Below are 17,649 nucleotides of genomic sequence, written 5' to 3' on the forward strand. Positions count from 1 at the left end.
ATACAGAAGTATATGAAGGGGAAAACACCCGGACCATGAAAAGAGGAGTGGATTTATGGATAATAGTATGGGGCGGGAATGGTTTAAACAAGAAGGCATTAAAATCAACATTGTTGACACTACCCTGCGTGATGGTGAACAGACCGCCGGGGTGGTTTTTGCCAACGCGGAGAAGGTAAGGATCGCCAGATTCCTTGATAGTATCGGGGTGGATCAGATCGAAGCCGGAATACCGGTGATGGGCGGTTCTGAAAAGCAGTGCATCAAACAGATTGTAGATCTGGGTCTGAAGGCCAGCATAATGGCTTGGAACCGCGCAGTGATCTCCGATATCCAGGAATCCATCTGCTGCGGTGTCGATGCCGTAGCTATATCGATTTCTACATCAGATATTCACATTGAGCACAAACTGCAGACTACCCGGCAGGATGTCTTGGAGCGGATGCGTCAGGCGTGTGAATTTGCCAAAGATAAGGGCCTGTATGTGTCAGTCAATGCTGAAGATGCCTCTCGTTCCGATCCGGAGTTTTTGACTGAATTCGCCCTGGTGGCCAAGCATGCCGGGGCGGACCGCTTGAGGTTCTGTGATACGGTGGGCATTTTGACTCCACTTCGGGCTTACCGCTATATCAAGACTCTGATCGATGCAGTGGGTATCAATGTGGAGATGCACACCCACAACGATTTCGGCATGGCTACCGCCAATGCATTGGCCGGGATATCTGCCGGGGCCAATTATGTAGGGGTGACCATAAACGGATTGGGAGAACGGGCCGGCAACACCTGCCTGCAGGAAATGATCATGGTCTTAAAGTACCTTTTGCAGATGGAAGTGCCTTACAATACCATGATCTTCAGGGAAGTCGCTGAATACGTGGCTCGGGCTTCAGGAAGGATATTGCCGGTCAGCAAACCTATTGTTGGGCAGAATATATTCTGCCATGAGTCTGGCATACATGGCGACGGGGTCTTAAAGAACCCCCTCACTTATGAGGTGTTCTCGCCGGAGGAAGTCGGTCTGGAGAGGCAGATCGTGATCGGCAAGCATTCCGGTTCGGCTGCAATAGCCTCTAAATTTAACAAAGAATATGGTATCGAATTGTCTAAAAGAGAAGCTGAAGAGATGCTGGTAAAGGTGCGCCAGTTGGCCATCGACCTTAAACGCTCACTTTTCGACAAGGAATTGATGTATATTTATGAAGATCATATCAAAGGAAGAGGGGACCGGTTTGGGAAAGACAATAGCTGAGAAGATTTTATCCTTAAAAAGCGGAGTAGATGCCAAAGCCAATGACATCGTGGTGGCAGATCTGGACTTCGTGATGGGCCAGGACGGCACTTCACCACTGGCCATTCAGGCCTTTCAGGAAATGGAGGCTACAAAGGTCTTTGACCCGGCCAAGATCGCCATGGTCATAGACCATAGCTCTCCCAGCCCTTTGCAAGGGGTTTCTGAGCTGCATTACCAGATGCGTCAGTTTGCATCCCAGCAGGGCATCTTCCTGTATGATATCGGCGAAGGGGTGTGTCACCAACTGATGCCGGAAAAGGGCCATGTGGTCTCCGGAGATCTGGTTATCGGAGCAGACTCACATACCTGTACCTATGGAGCTATAAACGCCTTTTCCACCGGGGTGGGATCGACCGACTTGGCAGCAGGTTTGATTTCCGGCAAACTCTGGTTCAAGGTTCCTGAAACCTTCAAATTCATCGTCAATGGCACCCTGCCGCCAGGGGTTTATTCCAAAGACCTGATACTCTACCTGATCGGCGACGTGACCGCGGATGGAGCTACTTACATGGCTGCCGAATATGTGGGACCGGCCATTGATGCCTTATCTATCGAAGCCCGCTTCACTATCAGCAATATGGCGATTGAAATGGGTGCCAAGGTTGGCCTGATGGAAGCCGATGACAAGACCCGGGAGTGGGTGGAAAATCAAAGCGGCAGGCCTTTCGCTCCGGTAACTGCCGACTCTGACGCAGTTTATGCCCGCATCAAAGAATACGACGTATCCAATCTGGAACCGCAGGTGGCCAAACCGCACACCGTGGATAATGTATCACCGGTATCGGAAGTCACCGGTATTCCCATTCAACAGGGGGTCATCGGGACATGCACCAACGGCCGCATCGAGGATCTGCGCATAGCCGCCTCGATTCTAAAAGGCCGTAAAGTATGCCCCGGGGTTCGGCTCATCGTAGCTCCTGCCTCGCGGCAGGTGATGTTGCAGGCCATTCGTGAGGGGCTGTTGGAGACCTTTGTGGAGTCCGGCGCGGCAGTGGTTACCCCTGGCTGCGGTCCCTGTGTGGGCACCCACAATGGTGTGCCCTCAGATGGTGAGAATGTGATATCTACCGCCAACCGCAACTTCAAAGGCCGCATGGGCAACAACAAAGCATTCATATATCTGGCATCTCCGGCTACAGTGGCAGCCTCGGTATTGACCGGCTCCATTACTGACCCCCGTGAATTTATTAAATAGGTGAGGAGGGCAAACTGGTGAGTTTACGCGGTTACAGCCATAAATTCGGGGATGATGTCAACACCGATTATATCATCTCAGGAAGACACAAGTTTAAGACCCTGGATATGAAGGAATTGGCTAAACATGTTATGGAAGACCTTGATCCCGACTTTTACAGCAAGGTTGCGAGTGGCGATTTTATCGTGGCAGGCCGCAACTTTGGCTGCGGATCATCACGCGAACAGGCCCCTCTGGCGATAATCAACGCCGATATCAGCGCGGTGTTGGCCAAATCCTTTGCCCGTATATTCTATCGCAATTGCATCAATACCGGCTTGCCATTGGTGGAATGCAACACTGACCTGATCGATGCCGGTGACGAATTGGATATTGATTTAGAGGCCGGAGTGGTGCGCAACCTGACCAAAAATATCGACATACCCACCACCCCGCTGCCGGCGGTGATGCTAAAGATCCTCTCTGAGGGAGGGCTGGTTGAACACTTTAGAAAGTATGGAACTTTCAATTTCGATTAGGTGAGAGTTCTGCTTGATAAGCCTTTCTAGCATATTATGATGCAATTATGACTGTCATCCTGAGGCGAAGCTGAAGGATCTTAAGATTCTTCAGCTTCGCCTCAGGATGCAAATATGATTTTCTAAATTTATGAAAAACTCTCAAGCATAAAAGTGATTAATATCAACCCTTGCCAATTTTGGCTATTTGACGAGGAGGTTATCTATTTATGACTCTGACCGCAGGTGAGAAGATCACGGTTAAAGACGGCGTTTTAAACGTTCCCGACCATCCTATTATCCCCTTTATAATTGGGGATGGTACCGGTCCTGACATCTGGGCGGCAGCTTCCCGGGTCTTGGATGCGGCGGTCAACAAGGCCTATGGGGGGCGCCGCCGGATCGTATGGCATGAGGTCCTGGCCGGGGAAAAAGCCTTCGACCTGATCGGGGAATGGCTGCCGGCTGCTACTTTAGATGTGATCCGCGAGTATATCATAGCTATCAAAGGGCCTTTGACCACTCCCATCGGCGGGGGCATTCGTTCTTTAAACGTGGCCTTGCGCCAGGAACTGGACCTGTATGTTTGCCTGCGGCCGGTACGCTATTTCCCGGGAGTACCTTCCCCGGTGAAAAGGCCTGAGGATACCGATATGGTTATTTTCCGCGAAAATACTGAGGACATCTATGCCGGTATCGAGTATTCCCGCGGCTCAGCCGAAGCCAAAAAGCTGATCGATTTCCTGCAGCAGGAACTGGGAGTGACCAAGATTCGCTTCCCGGAAAGTTCAGGCATGGGCATCAAGCCGGTATCCGAGGAAGGCAGCAAGCGCCTGGTGCGGGCTGCTATCCAATATGCTGTGGAGAATGGGCGCAAGAGTGTGACCCTGGTGCACAAGGGCAATATCATGAAATACACCGAAGGCGCATTTAAGAATTGGGGTTATGAGCTGGCCGAGAATGAATTCGGTCCAAAGGTCTTTACCTGGGCAGAATACGACCGCATCAAGGATGAACAGGGCAGCGAAGCTGCGGACAAAGCTCAGGCCGACGCGGAAAAGGCCGGTAAAATCATAATAAAAGACGCCATCGCGGATATTTTCTTGCAGCAGATACTAACCCGCCCGCGTGAATTCGATGTTGTAGCCACCTTGAATCTAAACGGGGATTATATCTCCGACGCCCTGGCCGCTCAGGTAGGGGGCATCGGCATTGCCCCCGGAGCTAATATCAACTATGTGACCGGCCACGCCATATTTGAGGCTACCCATGGCACCGCACCGAAGTACGCCGGTCTGGATAAAGTAAATCCTTCCTCGGTAATACTGTCCGGGGAGATGATGCTGCGCCACCTGCAGTGGCATGAGGCCGCCGACTTAATTGTGGCAGCTATGGAGAAAACCATCGCCGATAAAGTGGTTACCTATGATTTTGCCCGTTTGATGGAAGGAGCAACTGAAGTCAAGTGTTCGCAGTTTGCGGATGCATTGATTAAGAATATGTAGGACCGGTGACATTACGAGGCACAGAGGCATAGGGACGGTTCTTTGCCTGTTTCTCCGAAAAACAGGCAAAAGAACCGTCCCTATGCCTCTGTGTCAGCGACGAAGATATTCTGTGTCCTGGTGCCGCAAAATAGGCCGGAAGTGCCTGCATCAAGCAGTCATATGGCATATCCCGGTTATTATGGCGGTAATGATATCGACGCGCTTAAAAGGCGTTATCAGATAATATCCATCTACATAATCATATATCTGGCTGGCCATATCTATGGATACCTGCACCGCCAGGCGGTGGGCTTCTTCTCTGGGAATATCTTGGTATTGTTCCACGATTTCCTCCGCAACATATATGCCCGCTACCTCATTGTTCATGAAGCAGGCATTGCGGTGGCTCATGATAGGCAAAATGCCTCCCAGAATATTGGCGTTTAACTGCTCTCGGGCCTTTTTTATATTTTCCACCGCCTGCTGACTCAGCACCGGTTGGGTCAGGAACATAGTCACGCCCTGATCGATTTTCTTTTGAGCCCGCTGCAGCTGGCTGCCGAAATTTCTGGCATTTACATTTAAGGCTGCGCAAATATTGAAAGGGGACGAAAACACGGTTTCGTTCAGATTACGTATATAACCTGCCAGTACAGCCGAATTGAAACTGAATATCCCCTTGATTTCGTCGCGTTGGGCGGTGGGAATAGGGTCCCCGGTGACTACTAAAACATTGTTGATACCTTCGATGCTAAGTCCCAGCAAGAGGGCTTTGGTGGCGTTGATATTGCGGTCCCGGCAGGTCATATGGGGAATAGGGGTAATATCCAGTTCTCTTTTCAATTTGCAGGCCATCAGACTGCTGTCCACCCTGGCCCTGGCCAGGGGGCAGTCGGCAATGGTAATAGCATCTACCCCGGCTTGTTTGAGAAGCAGCGCTCCTTCCATAAAGAAGTCTATGTCTGTGTCAATAGGCGGGTCCAGCTCTACAGCGAGCACCTTTTCACCCCGTTTGATTTTATCCAAGAGCGGATTCTCCAAGGGGAGCCTGACCTTGATCGCTTGAGGCTGAGCGGGGCCGGGCAGGATTTCTTCCACTGCCAGGCCTTTAAGGCGGGCCACGGTTTCGCTGATGTGGGCCGGAGTTGTGCCGCAGCAACCCCCCAGGATGGCGACTCCTTGTCTGGCCAGCTCCAGCATTTTGGCAGCGAAATATTCCTTGCTGTTATTGAAGTACATGCGGTTGTTAACCGTGGTGGGATAGCCTGAATTGGGCATGACCGAGATGATTTTGTCCCGAATGTCGAAGGTTTTGATGTATTCTAATAAATGGGAAGGTCCGGAATAGCAGTTAAAGCCACAGGCATCGATGCTGGGCCATTGCCATACATTTTCCAGCAGCTGGTGGCCGGATAGGCCCATTCGGGTCAAACCCTCCGGTGACACAGCGAATTCTATCAGTATATAAGCCTGGGGGGCTTTTTCTTTAATATATTGGGTAACTTCCAGCAAATAATCAGCACTGCTAAAGGTTTCAAATATAAAGTGTGACGCTCCCATATTCAGGAATACATCCGCAATTTCCAGGTACTCTTTCCCAATGTCGTTGGTATCATCCTCTGGTATGGGACCAATGTCGGCGAATACCTGCACCTGAGTACCGCGTACAGCCTCTTCGGCCAGATGATAACCCTGGCAGATGACTTCTCTGACAGTATCAAAATCGCTATTCAGGCCAAACCGGTTAGCCCCAAAGGTATTGGTCTTAATGGCCTGACAACCGGCTGAGATATATTCACGATGGATGCTCAATATAGTGGCTGGGTCGTACAGATTGGCCAGTTCACACGGGGTTATCGGATTCACGGCCCGGCTGGCATAATAAGTTCCCATGGCGCCATCAAAAATGTAAGGCGGTTCGATTGAATGTTTCATGGCGATTGATACCTTTCTTGCAGAATCCCATGACCTAGGCCAGGTTTAAATATCGACTATCCGTATATTATACCCTACTGTATTTTTATATTGGTAAACATTTGTGCATAGCGGTTCAACTATGAGCCCGGCTACAGGGCTGATCGCGATTCATAAAGATCATAATCGAATTATGTTATAATTCAATATATCCTGCCTGGGGACAATCATTGGCTCCTGGGCTTGGTGGTAATCGCCTGAATTTTTTGGTTTATGCCCTTCAGGGCAGTTGTTAAAAGGAAGTGAGAGAGATCAACAGCCGCTTTGCAGAATCGTTATTAAATAAAGATAGTTTCTGTGTTACCTGGGAATTGGTGCCAGGCCGGGGAGCATATGAAAAATCCCAGCAAGATGCGGTAAAAGCGGCTGAACAGGCCGCCGCTGACAGCAGGATTCATGCGGTGACGATCACCGATAATCCAGGGGGGCGGCCCGCCCTGTCAGCTGCCTGCCTGGGGATGGAGATTGAAAAGCTGGGCATAGAGGCCGTGATCCATTTTACCTGTAAAGACAAAAACCGCAATCAAATCGAATCCGAGTTATACGCTCTGGAGCGGGCCGGGGTGGAAAACCTCCTGGTCATGAGCGGCGACTACCCCACCAGTGGATTTAAAGGCCGACCGAAACCGGTTTTCGATCTGGACCCGGTGCAGCTGCTGGATTTGATACAGAGTTTGAATAACGGCGCTAGTCTATCCTCGGCGGGGGCCAACCCGTGCCAGCCTACCCGCTTTTTCGCTGGCTGCGTGGTTTCACCATTTAAAGCCAATGAAGCCGAACTGATGGTACAGTATTATAAACTTAAGAAAAAGATCGATCACGGAGCCCGTTTTGTAATTACTCAGCTCGGTTTCGATGCCCGCAAATTTCATGAGGTCTTGCAGTTTGTAAAGCTTTACCGCCCTGAACTGCCAGTAATAGGCAACATTTATGTGCTTCCTTTCGGCGCTGCTAAGATGATGAACTCCAACCAACTGCCGGGCAGCGTGGTCACTGATGCGCTTTTGGCGCAAATAGACCAGGAACGGCATGAGGAGGACAAAGGTGTGGGGGCTCGCCTGCTGCGGGCCGCTAAAATGTACGCCTTTATGAAAGGGATGGGCTTTGACGGGGTGCACCTGGGGGGGCACAATCTCAAATATGAACAGGTTAAGTACATCATCGAAAAAGGGGAAGAACTCAGTTCTGATTGGATCAAGCTGATACCTGAGTTCGATTACCCTCAGCAAAACGGCTTTTATTATTTTGAACCAGATCGTGCCAACGGGCTAAATACCAAGACACCAGTCAACCGAACCGGTTTAGCGCCTGAGTATCCGGTTAGTGCAAATCACCGCTTGATGCGCTGGTTCCATCATGTAATGTTCACGCCTGGCGGTAATCTGTTCCCCATCATGGTAAAGTACTATAAAGGGTATGAAAACCCCGAAAAATACCGGCTTGAGCACTTGCTGAAGGTGATCGGCAACGGCTGCCAGGATTGCGGTGACTGCGCCTTGCTGGATATTGCTTATCTGTGCCCCATGGCGCAATGCCCCAAAAATCAACGCAATGGTGCTTGCGGCGGCAGTTATAACGGCTGGTGCGAGGTATATCCTCAGCAAAAAAAATGTATTTGGGTAAAAGCCTATGCCATGCTCAAGGCTTACCGGGAAGAGAGCAAACTGGAAAATCTTTATGTACCGCCGGTTAACTGGGATCTGTATCATACCTCAGCCTGGTATAATTATTTTACCGGCCGCGACCACTCCGCTGTCGGCAAAAAAGATGAGTAAAATGGGCAGACGCATCAGGACAACCAGCCCCAGATGCGTCTGTTGGCATTAATAATAAGACAGGCCGATGGTGCCCGGTCCTACATGGGCACCGATCACAGGACCGGATTCCTGTACATATATGTTACCGGAATAAATCTCGCTCAAGCGCTGCCGCAATTCTTCGGCTTCATCAGGGGCGTCTACATGAGTAACCGCCAAATTCTGCACCTGTGGCGACAGCTCCCTGAAAGCCTCGACAATGCGCGTTACGGCTTTCTGCTTGGTGCGGATTTTGTCAAACACATCGATTTTTCCCTCTTTAAGATAAAGTATGGGCTTGATTTGCAGCATGTTGCCGAAATATTTGGCGGCAGCCCCTATACGCCCACCCCGTGACAGGTATTCCAAATCATCCACTACAAAAAATATGTTGGTCCTGGGGATCAGTTTTTTCAATTCAGCCAGGATGGCCTCGGTGTTGCAGCCCGCCTGGCGCATCTCGCAAACCCGCATGATCTGCAGAGCCAATCCAATGGTAGAGGACCAGGAATCGATTACATGTATGGTCACGTCGGTCCTGTCTAAAAGCCCCTGGGCTAATTCGGCAGAATGCCAGGTTCCTGAAAGCCGTGAGGATATTACGATCACCAGGGCTTCATCCCCGGGTGCAAGAGTGTTGTAAACATCTAAGAAATCACCTGCTGAAGGCTGTGAGGTGGTAGGGAAAATCGGCTGGGTGCGCATGGCCTGATAGCATTCCCGATTGCTGAGGTCAATGCCTTCCCGGTATGGTTTGCCTTGCATCATGACATTCAACGGGACTACTTGAATCTCCTCGCGTTTAAGCACAGCCTCGGGCAGATAAGCAGTGCTATCTGTGATAATTCTTATCGCCATGTATAAACTGTTCCCTTCGTATTGAGTATGATGGTAAATATATATGATGGTAAATATAATTGAACAGTCAGCAACTGTCAATATTTTAAAAAGTATATTATCAATAGAATACCAGCCTTTCCGCATTGTGTGCCAGGCACTCCACTCTGACCTGTCCGTACTTATCATCCAATTGACTGATCAAAGCCGATATTGCCGAGTACTCATGCTCCCGGGCGGCTTTTTCCAGTTGCGCGGCCAACTGGGAGATCTCGCTCAAACCATACATACCGGCGGTCCCTTTGATATCGTGGCCCAGGCTCTGTAAGCCGGCCAGGTCTTTCTTCTGCCAGCAGGCATAGAGGGATTCCAGCATCTCCCCCAGCATCTCCAGCAATTCTGGCATCAGTTCATTGATGATCGAACTGTCACTCTGCACGGCAGCGTCCCGACTCCGGCTTTGCAGATGCCGGGTGATCATTTCCGCTAACTCTCTGGCTTTAAAGGGCTTGCTGATATAATCATCGCAGCCGCTGGCCAGGCATTTCTCGCGGTCACCCACCATGGAGTGGGCGGTCACGGCTATAACTGGGATCTGGCTCAGACTGGGATCCTGACGAATCATGGCTGCGGTTTCGTAACCATCCATAACCGGCATCTGCATGTCCAAAAGAACCACATCAAAAAATTCCCGATGCAGAGCTTCCAGGCATTCCAGGCCGTTTGCCGCCACTTGACAGTGAAAACCATAATTGTATAACATCTGTGCCACGATTTTCTGGTTCAATAAATTGTCTTCAGTGAGAAGTACTCGCGGCGCTTCGAATCCCAGCACCTCACCGGAATCTCTAAAGGGGTATTCTTCATTACTCTCCAAGTTACTCGGCGGTGCAGCTTCGTGCAAGGGAACCTCGATATAGAAAGTGCTGCCCACCCCGGGCTGGCTTTCCACCCGGATGGACCCGCCCATCAAATTGGCCAGCTGCTGGCAGATATACAGTCCCAATCCGGTGCCCCCATATTCACGGGTAGAAGAACTATCTGCCTGAGTGAAAGGGGCAAATATCTGCGGCAACGCTTCTGGAGTAATGCCTATACCAGTATCCTGTACTGTCAGCAGCAGGCGGCAAGAGGCATTATCACCGCTCCGCCGGGCGCTAATGGATATGGAGCCGTGCTGCGTGAACTTCACCGCATTGCCGAGAATATTGGTAATGATGTGCTGCATTTTGGCTTGATCCAGCAATACCGTTTCCGGTAATTCTTCGTCCACCTGCATCTGCACCTTCAGAGCTTTGGCCTTTAATAAGGGTTCCACTGTTTTGAGGCACCGGCTTAGAAAGGCGCGGATGCGGCAACTGGTGGGGGAGACTTCCACCTGGCCAGTTTCGATATTAGATACATCCAGTAAGGCATTGATAATAGTTAAGAGCTGCTCGCTGCATTCCCGGATAATATTTAAATGCTCAACTTGTTTAGGGTTTAAGGGGCTCTGCTCCAACAGATCCACAGCGCCCAAGACGCCAATCATAGGGGTTCTGACCTCGTGGCTGATATTGGCCAGAAACTGGTTGTTATAACTGTTGGAGGAGTCTGTCTCAAGCCGAATCATCATCACTTCAGTTACATCGATGGCACTTATCAATCGGTAGGTCTGTGAGCCTTCCTCGATTACACTGATCTTATATTTGAACAGTCTTTCCTGGCCTTGCACCAGGCGTTTCCCTTCCAGTTCAAAATGACTGCCAGGTCTACAGGCATCATAAATGGGGCGCAATTCTGGCAATGGCAGCGACAATATCCGGGCTATGCCTTCTTCATCCAGTTTAGCACCCTCACCCAGTCCAAACAGCTGCCTGGCGGTGTTATTCTGGTAGCACACTATATTATCAAGCCCCATCAGCAGCAAGGCTTCAGGCAATTGGTCAAGTATTATGGAGAGAGTGGAGCCCAAAGGGTCGCTCCAAGGGGAGCGGGGGGGTGCAGACGGACTGCAGTGCTTTTCATGGCCCGATTGTGCCCTAATAGCCAACCAGGCTGGCAGCATGGCAGCCGCAAGTAGTGCAGCTGGCAGGCCATTGTTATAGCCTGCAGATCCGGGGGTCAAATCAAGGGGATACAGTATCGATACAATTAGGCCGCCAAGGAGAAAAAGCGCGATTATAGTCCCCCATTTATAAGCCCAATATGACATAATTCCCGCCCTCCGCTAGAATAATCAAAATCTCCCCGAAAAAGGAGGTATCTAATAATATACAGTATCGGCCTTGAAAAATATGTCTGCTTATGGGCGTAAACAGGCGTTTTTTTTATGTTATACTGACGAAGCCTGTATAAATAAGTCAATTGCTGGATAATAGCACAGTCGGCCTGCAGATATTGGGGATCAGACGGGCGTGGCGCAAGGGCCGCGGCGAAATAACTCTCAATTTGGCAGGAATTATAAATAATATAGTGAAATATCCATAATAGTGGTGCGTATACACCAGTATGTATGGGAGGTTCTTTTTATTTTGGGGGTGCGGTTCTTGCGTCCCCCAATAAGGGCAAAAGAACCGTACCCCAAAAAAAGGAGGTTTAATAATGCGTTCCAAGAAATCATTGGCCGTTCTGGCTGTCTTATTAATAGCCGCCGGTTTGCTGTTCATACCGCCCCTGGCATTGGCCCAGCGGGCCGTAACCATCTTTTTGGATGGCCGCCAAGTAAAATGCGACGTAGCTCCGGTGATAATCGACGGACGGACCATGGTGCCCCTTCGCGCCATCAGTGAGGGACTGGGGATGGATGTACAGTGGGATGCCGCCAATTATCATGTACTGATCAGCAGTCCTGCTACGCCGGTCAGTGGGACAACTCCTACTCAGGCAGAAAATCTGGGCATTATGGGGCAGTCCACACTCAGCGCTGACCAATTGCTGGCCCTTATGGTAAAGAACAACCCGCAGGCTCCCCGTGAACTGCCGGCGTTGTATCTGCGCATCGGGGCTGAATATGGCATCCGTGGAGACATTGCCTTTTGTCAGGCTGCCAAAGAGACCGGATGGTGGAAATATGGCGGTCTGGTTCAGCCCTACCAGAATAATTATTGCGGTCTGTCCGCAACCGGTCAGGCTGCCACCGGCGCAGAAGACCTCAGGGGTGCCGACCCCAACCGGGTGCGCTTTGAGAACGGCGTACACGGCGCGATATTTTCCACCCCTGCGGATGGGGTAGAGGCTCATATCCAGCACTTGTATGCCTATGCCTGCAGTAAAAAACTGCCGGCTGGCAAAACCCTGCTGGACCCGCGCTTTGTTCTGGTTCCCCGCGGTATCGCACCGGAATGGAGCGATCTGAATGGGCGCTGGGCTGTGCCTGGAGTCGGTTATGGGGAGAGCATATTGCTGGACTACTACTACAAAGCCTTTAGCAATACACCCAAGAGCGGACTGAGCCTAGAGGAACAGGTTCAGAGATTGCAGATAGAGAATCAGTTGCTGAAACAAGAGATAGGCAGGTTAAAGGCAATGTGAGAAGTGACAGAGGAAGTGACAGCAGACGGTTCCAAACCTTCCATTTGTGTCACAGAACCGTCCCCAAAGACGAAAGACGACAAAAAACCGTTTTCAGCATGAAGCTGAAAACGGTTTTTGAATTCTGTCTTATCTGTCTTAGGCAGCGATGCCAGCCTTCTGCTTAACAGCCACCGATTTGCGGTAGAAGCTGCCAAAAGGTGCTCCGACTGGAAGCACGGTATACCCGTACTGAATGTTTAGTACCGTGGCCCCCGACAAATAGAAAGAGAATATTGAGATCATCAGCTCTGCATAGGCCGCAAGTTCGTGCCACATATGAGCATTCCCGATTTGCAGGGTGCTGAAAGACAGCCCTAAAAAGAGCAGGTCGATCAAGAAGAATATCAGAAATAGTACTTTATTGGTCGCCATGGCACCCACGGTCATGAATATGGTGAATATCAGATAACCGAGGAAGGCAAAACCCAGTTGTTGCGAATCAATAACGGCATTCGGACCTAAACCGATGGTGCCATTACCGGTCATCCAGGTCATAGCTACGCCGAACCAGAAGAATCCATAAGCGCAAAAAGCAGTTCCCCCGAAAGTGTTGTTGTGTTTAAAATCAAGCAATCCTGCGACAAATTGAGCGCTTGCGCCCAGGAATATAGCCCACGGAATCACATAGGCGGTTCCTTCGGTTATCCCCAGCTTTTGCGAGGAAGCCACCAGAGTGACCAGGGCCAGACCCAGCAAACCCAGCGGGGTTGGGTTCCCCACCACTTCTTGAATATGACCGGTTACCTTCATTTCATTTGCCATCTTCTAACTCCTACCCCCTGTGTCTTGTTAAATGCACTATTAATCGACATCAAAAGTATTTCAGCTATCCCCCTTTCCGGATTACCTGTGAAAAAATTATCTTACGCCAAATCAAATTCAACAATTACCGCAGGAAATCCTGCAAAACTGCAGCAACATATAATATATTGTCTAATTAATGCTTGGAAATCCGAGGATTAGGGCTGTTGTCGATGTGCAACAAAAAAGCCGTCCTATTATGGACGGCTGCTCATATACATCTATTAAGTAGTATATAAGCTCAATTAAGAAGGGGTAGGGAAAGTAACGGCTTCACAATAATTGGCTTGATAAGTTGATAATCAGGTTAAGAACGGACCCCTAAAACAGAACGGTTGAAAACTATTTATGAGGTCTAAAGCACCTGATCTTCGGTTTTGGCTCATTATTGATCTACCTGATAACAATTTATGAAGTGATCTTTAGAAAGGTGACACGGTTATGGAGAGATTTTATAAAATCGGCGAGGTGGCTGAGATGCTGGGGATAGAACAGCATACCCTGCGCTACCTGGAAACCACTCTTAAGATCAGAATCAAGCGGGACGAACGGGGTGACCGCATGTACAGTGAAGCCGACCTGGAGACCCTACGCCTGGTCTTGCAGCTCAAAGAAAAGGGGCTGAATACCACCGCCATCAAACTGGCCCTGGAGACCGCCCAGGAAAACAGGATGGTTGAGGAAACCGGGCTGGTCAATGTTACCCCCTCAGAGAATAATCTCAAAGAAATGGTGGGCATTGCAAAACGCATCGTAGAACAGAATGAGGAATTGATGCAGCAGAACCGCAAGCTGGAAGAAAAGATGGCCCGGCTGGAGAAAAAAATCGATGAGCGCAACCTGGAGAGGGAGAAGAAAATAAATGAATTTCTCGACCTGTGGAAAGCGGAACAGGAAGGTAAGGGGCGCTCCTGGTTCTCCTGGCTGCGCGGTAAATAATTGCTTAACCTGCATTATGGTGCTGGTTTTTCCTGCATGAAACAAGGCTGTTCACATTCGGCACAGGTCTGGCGCCTGATTTTGAGAGGTGAGACCTGATTGGCCTTTTTGGCCATCTGCAATACCTGACGACAATGCGCCTCATCGTTGCATTCTACTGCCAAAACGCTGGCCCCTTCCATTCCTCCCACCCCGCCTGCTGCTACCTGTACTGCTTGCGCACCGCTGAGTATTTTTATACTCTCGATTTCGTTCACTATCATGGTGTTGGCCACAGTCAGATAACCGCACTTCAAGCCCAGATGCAACCTGCTGCGGACCGCACCCTGCATCCACCTCTCGGCAGTAATGCAGCAGGGTATGAGTTTTTCCAGACCTATGGGAGCAATCCAGGTTATTCCCCGGGCTTTGATCGTGCCTACTGCCTGGCCTGCTGTCCCGCCACGATCATTTCCCAGCATTATGCCTATCAAGCCGGCCTGGTCGTAAGCGTTGGCCCCTTTGATAAAAACATCCCCGGCTTGCATACTGTCCAGGAAATCTAGCCAATCAGCCTGGACTGGAACCCCTTTGTCCAAACACCAGGGCCCGACTCGGGACGATCTCGTGGTGATGCAGGCAACCCGTTGGGTAATGATGCCTGCCGCATAAGCCTCCAAGTCTTTGACTTCCACACCTAGCAAGGCTTTGGCCACCATTACATTGGTAGTTCCCGCCCCGATAATTATCTTCCCATTACTAAAGGCTTGCTGCACCTCGGGCAGCGCTGCCACCGCCTGTCCGATTATAGTCTTAGCCGCGGCCGGATGCAACGCCAGAGTAGTGATCATAGTAATTATTCATCCTTTCCAGACAAAATCATTACTCAAATTATACCGTATTTATTCGGTTTGGTTCGGTTAAACAATGCGGCTGAATGAGTTTAGGCAAGCGTGATATACCATATAGTACCATGAAAGATTCGGTTGACCTTAACGCAACGTAAGGGTGTATAGTGATTTCATGAGGAGGTGACAACACATGGAATATACGGTGCAGCGATTGAGTCGTCTGGCTGGAGTAAGTCCACGGACGCTGCGATACTACGACGAGATCGGTCTCTTAAAGCCAGCGCGCTTGAACTCGGCCGGGTACCGCATCTATGGACGGGATGAGGTGGACCGCTTGCAGCACATCTTGCTATATAGGGAATTAGGCCTCGGTCTGGAGCAAATCGCAGCGATAATGTCTACTCCCGGTTTCGATGAGGTCGCCGCCCTGCAGGAACATCACCGCCAGTTGCTCAACCGCAGGCAGCAACTGGATCAGCTCATAACCAATATCGAAAAGACTATCGCTAGCCGAGAAGGGAGCATTGCTATGTCTGATGAAGAGAAATTCGAGGGTTTTAAACGCAAGCTGGTAGAGGACAACGAGAAGAAATATGGAGCAGAGGCTAGAGCCCGATACGGTGATCGGGAAGTCGAGGCCTCCAACCAGAAGGTGCTGGATATGACCCCTCAGCAAATGGCTGAAGTTGAGAAACTGACTGCCGATTTCAATAAGACTCTGCAAGAGGCGATGAAAACCGGCAATCCAGCCGGCGAACTGGCCCAGCGGGCTGCTGACCTGCACCGCCAGTGGCTGTGCTACTTTTGGAAGAGCTACAGCAAAGAGGCCCATGCTGGAGTGGTGCAGATGTATGTGGATGATCAACGCTTCACTGAACACTATGATAAGATTCAACCCGGGGCGGCGCAATTCTTGCGCGAAGCAGTATTGAGATATACCGGCATTGAGCAGCCGGATTAAGCATTGGCGAGCTTCACCAGCCAGGATTGACGGCCTGGTCCTTAACAGCATGCTGGTATGGGGATCAGGCCGCTAATTGTTGCGTATCTCAGGGATTCATTATCTGCAAGGCACAGAGCAGCCGGTAATAAGAGGCCTGGAGCTGGCCAAAGCAAGCGTCAGCAGAGTTCCCCGGGCTGGATTCTAATTGGTTTGTTAAGTGGGTTATTAAGGTCTTTATCAGTTCCTGGTCAACATTTTTATAGGCTGACAGGTATTTAGCCAGAGACAGCTGCCGGCTCGGCCAGTCGACCAGGATTTCTGTATCAACTCGGCTCACCGGGTCAGTTGTGAAGTTGATAAATATTTGTGAAGTGGACACATCCAATTCGATGTTGAGCAGTTCATCTCCTCCCCAGCCCTGCTGATGCCAGTGCATCACCAGATCAGGAGCCGACCATTCTTCCATTTCAGCCCTGCCTGCTCGGTTTTGTGATGCATACAGCCTGATCTCAACTTCCTCTGGGGCTGTGGCCAGATTATAGTCGGAGCGCACTGCAAGCGAAGTGAGAATATACCTTTCACCTAAAGTGAGCTCCAAATTGACAGTATCAAAAGGTATTAATTCCAATACCGAGCCACCCTGCCCGGTCTGCTTTTCTAAGTAAAATTTGAAGGGATAAATAAAGCTGATCTGGTCGGCCGCTTCCTGCCACAGGCAGTCCCCCACTGCGTGATAGGGATGTTCAGTCTCGCCCTGGTAAACAGGAACACCCGGAAAGAGATCTTCGATGTTCCTGAGCAGACCTGAGGTCCCAGAGTCACTGTTCAGCAGCAGGATGTTGTCCAGTCGCCAGCTGTGCTGGTCAAATAAGCCCAGCTTTTGGGCATGGGGTTTAACAATGGTATCTATGAAAAAATTGAGACTGCTCTCTTCAGCCAGCGGCAGCTCTGTTTCCAAAACCATCTGCGCTGGCCTCACGGTGCTTAGGAAACTGAATTGAGCAGTCCCGGCGAAGCAATCTACTAGCAGTACATCCCCTTCCAGCAGCGTCTCCGGATTCAAGGCACGATAGCCTATGAAGGCTGCCAGTGGCTGAGGCAGGAGATATGAGGAGGTTTCCGGGAAGGTGTGCTGCAGTGCTCTCGAAAGGATCTGCCGCTCTTTTAGCCCCAGGCAATTGGGAATTGAAACGGTAACGGATTCGATCGGCTCATTTGCATGTGGCGGCAGGTAATTTTGCAGATGTTTTAAGTAGGCTGACCACATGAGTTCAGACTGTAGGCAATCCCAGGCTGGCCCTAAGCTGCTCCTCCCAGCTGGCAGGGATGTGCCGGACTGGTGGTTGACTAGGTGGCCTTCCAGGCTGAGACCCTGTAAGGCAGGCTGATGAGGGATTACACTGATGAATGGCTGCGGCCGATCACCGCCTCCGTATATTAAAGGGCCTTCGCTGTAGGCTGCGATTGTGGAAGAAACAGTGCCGATATCAATACCCAGTCTCAT

14 protein-coding genes are annotated in these 17,649 nt (G+C 50.4%); 8 read left to right on the forward strand and 6 right to left on the reverse strand.

Going from position 1 to position 17,649, the window contains the following annotated elements:
• The first annotated feature begins 55 nt into the window (after nucleotides 1-55).
• From nifV to icd, 4 genes are all read left to right on the forward strand, one after another.
• Nucleotides 56-1,249, forward strand: a complete 1,194-nt coding sequence (gene nifV / locus AC15IQ_RS07565) for a homocitrate synthase (RefSeq protein ID WP_483178336.1) — start codon at nucleotides 56-58, stop codon at nucleotides 1,247-1,249.
• Nucleotides 1,230-2,486 carry a 3-isopropylmalate dehydratase large subunit gene (locus AC15IQ_RS07570; protein WP_483178338.1) on the forward strand — a complete coding sequence of 419 codons (1,257 nt, stop codon included), beginning with the start codon at nucleotides 1,230-1,232 and terminating at the stop codon, nucleotides 2,484-2,486. The genes nifV and AC15IQ_RS07570 overlap by 20 nt, the downstream gene beginning before the upstream one ends.
• A 17-nt stretch (nucleotides 2,487-2,503) precedes the next feature.
• Nucleotides 2,504-3,004 (forward strand): 3-isopropylmalate dehydratase small subunit, encoded by a 501-nt coding sequence (locus tag AC15IQ_RS07575; protein ID WP_483178340.1) that lies wholly within the window; start codon nucleotides 2,504-2,506, stop codon nucleotides 3,002-3,004.
• Between the two features lie 209 nt (nucleotides 3,005-3,213).
• On the forward strand, nucleotides 3,214-4,488 hold the full coding sequence (icd, locus tag AC15IQ_RS07580) for an NADP-dependent isocitrate dehydrogenase (protein ID WP_483178341.1): 1,275 nt from the start codon (nucleotides 3,214-3,216) through the stop codon (nucleotides 4,486-4,488).
• Nucleotides 4,489-4,638: 150 nt separating this feature from the next.
• Here the strand turns inward: icd and AC15IQ_RS07585 are convergent, their stop codons facing one another.
• Complete coding sequence (locus tag AC15IQ_RS07585) at nucleotides 4,639-6,405, reverse strand: bifunctional homocysteine S-methyltransferase/methylenetetrahydrofolate reductase (RefSeq protein WP_483178343.1); 1,767 nt, start codon at nucleotides 6,403-6,405, stop codon at nucleotides 4,639-4,641.
• A 290-nt stretch (nucleotides 6,406-6,695) separates the two neighbouring features.
• On the opposite strand from AC15IQ_RS07585, the gene AC15IQ_RS07590 reads away from it, so the two are divergent.
• Entirely contained in the window at nucleotides 6,696-8,219 is a 1,524-nt protein-coding gene (locus AC15IQ_RS07590) for a methylenetetrahydrofolate reductase C-terminal domain-containing protein (RefSeq protein ID WP_483178619.1), read from the forward strand.
• A 48-nt stretch (nucleotides 8,220-8,267) separates the two neighbouring features.
• On the opposite strand, the gene AC15IQ_RS07595 is transcribed toward AC15IQ_RS07590, so the two are convergent.
• Together AC15IQ_RS07595 and AC15IQ_RS07600 are read right to left on the reverse strand one after the other, a co-directional pair.
• Nucleotides 8,268-9,098 carry a DegV family protein gene (locus AC15IQ_RS07595; protein WP_483178345.1) on the reverse strand — a complete coding sequence of 277 codons (831 nt, stop codon included), beginning with the start codon at nucleotides 9,096-9,098 and terminating at the stop codon, nucleotides 8,268-8,270.
• Between the two features lie 100 nt (nucleotides 9,099-9,198).
• Nucleotides 9,199-11,271 (reverse strand): ATP-binding protein, encoded by a 2,073-nt coding sequence (locus tag AC15IQ_RS07600; protein WP_483178348.1) that lies wholly within the window; start codon nucleotides 11,269-11,271, stop codon nucleotides 9,199-9,201.
• Between the two features lie 389 nt (nucleotides 11,272-11,660).
• On the opposite strand from AC15IQ_RS07600, the gene AC15IQ_RS07605 reads away from it, so the two are divergent.
• On the forward strand, nucleotides 11,661-12,590 hold the full coding sequence (locus tag AC15IQ_RS07605) for a stalk domain-containing protein (RefSeq protein WP_483178350.1): 930 nt from the start codon (nucleotides 11,661-11,663) through the stop codon (nucleotides 12,588-12,590).
• Between the two features lie 138 nt (nucleotides 12,591-12,728).
• On the opposite strand, the gene AC15IQ_RS07610 is transcribed toward AC15IQ_RS07605, so the two are convergent.
• Nucleotides 12,729-13,394 carry an acetate uptake transporter gene (locus AC15IQ_RS07610; RefSeq protein ID WP_483178351.1) on the reverse strand — a complete coding sequence of 222 codons (666 nt, stop codon included), beginning with the start codon at nucleotides 13,392-13,394 and terminating at the stop codon, nucleotides 12,729-12,731.
• A gap of 480 nt (nucleotides 13,395-13,874) precedes the next feature.
• On the opposite strand from AC15IQ_RS07610, the gene AC15IQ_RS07615 reads away from it, so the two are divergent.
• Nucleotides 13,875-14,372, forward strand: coding sequence for a helix-turn-helix domain-containing protein (locus tag AC15IQ_RS07615; RefSeq protein ID WP_483178353.1), 498 nt, complete (start codon nucleotides 13,875-13,877; stop codon nucleotides 14,370-14,372).
• Between the two features lie 14 nt (nucleotides 14,373-14,386).
• Here AC15IQ_RS07615 and AC15IQ_RS07620 read toward each other — a convergent pair whose 3' ends face one another.
• Nucleotides 14,387-15,202 carry a hypothetical protein gene (locus AC15IQ_RS07620; protein WP_483178355.1) on the reverse strand — a complete coding sequence of 272 codons (816 nt, stop codon included), beginning with the start codon at nucleotides 15,200-15,202 and terminating at the stop codon, nucleotides 14,387-14,389.
• Between the two features lie 190 nt (nucleotides 15,203-15,392).
• Here AC15IQ_RS07620 and AC15IQ_RS07625 point away from each other — a divergent pair, with 190 nt between their 5' ends.
• A complete protein-coding gene (locus AC15IQ_RS07625; RefSeq protein ID WP_483178357.1) occupies nucleotides 15,393-16,163 on the forward strand; it encodes a MerR family transcriptional regulator in 771 nt (256 codons plus the stop codon).
• An 88-nt stretch (nucleotides 16,164-16,251) separates the two neighbouring features.
• Here the strand turns inward: AC15IQ_RS07625 and AC15IQ_RS07630 are convergent, their stop codons facing one another.
• The gene (locus AC15IQ_RS07630; protein ID WP_483178358.1) at nucleotides 16,252-17,649 is read right to left on the reverse strand and encodes a hypothetical protein; all 1,398 of its coding nucleotides are present in this window, start codon (nucleotides 17,647-17,649) and stop codon (nucleotides 16,252-16,254) included.

The sequence above is a fragment of the Syntrophomonas sp. DTU019 genome (genome assembly GCA_913757435.1).
Taxonomy (GTDB): Bacteria; Bacillota; Syntrophomonadia; order Syntrophomonadales; family Syntrophomonadaceae; genus DTU019.